2 protein-coding genes and 1 pseudogene are annotated in these 2,266 nt (G+C 42.4%); 1 reads left to right on the top strand and 2 read right to left on the bottom strand.

The window, feature by feature from the left end:
- Positions 1-199, bottom strand: a pseudogene (locus BLO53_RS18060) (IS1634 family transposase); the annotation flags it as partial.
- 239 nt (positions 200-438) lie between these two features.
- Here BLO53_RS18060 and BLO53_RS18055 point away from each other — a divergent pair.
- Complete coding sequence (locus tag BLO53_RS18055) at positions 439-801, top strand: hypothetical protein (RefSeq protein WP_092064890.1); 363 nt, start codon at positions 439-441, stop codon at positions 799-801.
- 137 nt (positions 802-938) lie between these two features.
- Here BLO53_RS18055 and coaBC read toward each other — a convergent pair whose 3' ends face one another.
- Positions 939-2,141 (bottom strand): bifunctional phosphopantothenoylcysteine decarboxylase/phosphopantothenate--cysteine ligase CoaBC, encoded by a 1,203-nt coding sequence (gene coaBC / locus BLO53_RS18050; protein WP_092064887.1) that lies wholly within the window; start codon positions 2,139-2,141, stop codon positions 939-941.
- Between the last annotated feature and the right edge of the window lie 125 nt (positions 2,142-2,266).

Genomic DNA, 2,266 nt, shown 5'->3' with positions numbered 1-2,266 from the left:
TGCAGTTAGCATTAGGATACATCATGTCAAGGTGCTCATCATCACGTCTTCCGATGGATGTGGTCTTGGGGACGGAATACTTCTTGTCAGGGTCATACTTTCTCTCATACGCATAGTACACGTAGGTAGTTCCCTTGATGTTTTTTATTGTGATACCGTTTTCCCCAGTCGGTATCTTCACAAGGAAATTCATATACATGGCAGCCTCCATAGAGATGTAATTACTTCTCTATTATCTTACCATGTTCCCCACTCAAAATCAAGCGAAATCCGCATAAAATCTGGGTTTTTCCAATTTTTCCACCTCTCAATTTGGCTGCCGAGAGTTAATTATCGCGGAAGTTCACAGTAAATTATTATTTCCGGGGTAAATTTTAAGGCGAGACAGCCGATATATCTTTTGGAGTGAAAAAAATTATCTGGTAGGAGGATCTATAAATGGATTTTGGATTCCTGGCATCAGCAAACAGCATTACAAGCAAGTATTTAAGCCAAAATATTACAGAGAAATCTGTATCACAGATAAATGGAATAGATGAGGATACCAAGAAAAGGTTTGGAGAAGCATTTGAGGCGGCATATGATTCACTGGCTGCTACAAAGACTCTATCCGAGAGCATGAGAGCAGGATATGATGCTACTCATCAGGATTCGTTAAAAGAGCACCAGTCCCGCCTTGGTTATTCCATAGACAATCGAGTGATAGACATGCTGCACATTCAGCTATCTGACGATATGAATAGCAAAGTCAGCGCAGCTATGGACAATGCACTTAATGAACTTGGAAATCTTGGAACTTAAAGATTGATAAAAAGATTTGTATAAGTAAAAAATTTAATGCAGAATCAAAAAGACAAAAGCTCAGAGCAGACTAACTACTCTGGGCTTTATTTTGGCTTCTTTGGTATTTTCTATAGTTTGCCTGGTAATACAATGGACTACTGGTGTTTCAATCTCAGTACCTCATCTAAAATCTTGTGAGCTGCTGCATCCTTGCTCATAAGTTCAAGCTGCTTCTCTTCATCTCTTGTTATGATTGTGATGACGTTGGTATCAACTCCAAAGCCAGCGCCCTTTACCTTTACATTGTTGGCGCAGATCATATCAAGGTTCTTTTTAGCAAGCTTTTTTCTGGAATTTTCAAGCATGTCTCTTGTTTCCATGGAAAAGCCGCACAGAATCTGGTTTTCTTTCTTGTGCTCACCGAGCCACTTGAGGATATCCTTAGTTCTATCAAGCTCAATAGTCATGTCTGAGCCATCATCAGATTTCTTAATTTTGTCCTCTGCTACGGTTTTAGGTGTGTAGTCCGCTACTGCTGCTGCCTTGATGATGACATCCTGCTCTGTAGAGCGAGTAGTAACTTCATCAAACATCTCTTTTGCCGAAGTAATCTTAACAAGCTTTATGCAGGATGGAACCTGGGTTTCCAGAGGTCCGGCCACCAGTGTTACGTTGGCGCCGCGGTTTGCTGCTGCCTTGGCTAGGGCAACACCCATTTTCCCTGTGGAATGATTTGTTATGTATCTTACAGGATCGATTGCCTCTCTTGTAGGGCCCGCTGTTACAAGCACATTCATGCCCTTCATATCTTTTTTGCAGGAAATTTCATGGATTATTGCCTCAACTATAGCTGGTGGTTCTTCCATTCTGCCCTTTCCCACAGTTCCGCATGCAAGATATCCTTCTCCCGGCGTAATGATTATGTATCCCAAGTCTGCAAGTGTCTTTAAATTGCGCTGAGTCACAGGATTTTCAAACATCTTGGTATTCATGGCAGGCGCAATGATCTTTACACAGTCGCAGGCCAGCGCAGTTGTAGTCAGCATGTCATCAGCAATTCCGCAGGCAAGCTTGGCTATACAATTTGCTGTAGCCGGTGCAATAACCAGGGCATCCGCCTTGTCAGCAAGAGCTATGTGCTCCACCTCCCAAGGGTGATTCCTGTCGAAGGTATCTGTAGTGCATCTATTGTGGGTTAGGGCTTCAAATGTCAGAGGTGCAATGAATTTCGTCGCATTCTCTGTCATTATCACATCCACATTTGCATGCTGCTTTATAAGGCGTGAAGCCAGGTCAGCAGACTTGTAGGCTGCTATTCCACCTGTTACACCAAGAAGTATGTTTTTCCCTGATAGCATGTTAAACTTCTCCTCTATCCTGCGTAGTTTGGTTTTTGCTTGTTTTGCTTGTTTTGCTTGTTTTGCATGATTTGAGCCCGGCTCTGTCATGCAAATATTTGACTTTCTATTGTTTTGCATCACTG

Source organism: Butyrivibrio sp. INlla14 (assembly GCF_900102515.1).
Classification (GTDB): domain Bacteria; phylum Bacillota; class Clostridia; order Lachnospirales; family Lachnospiraceae; genus Butyrivibrio.
This window is presented reverse-complemented; position numbering and strand designations above follow the sequence as displayed.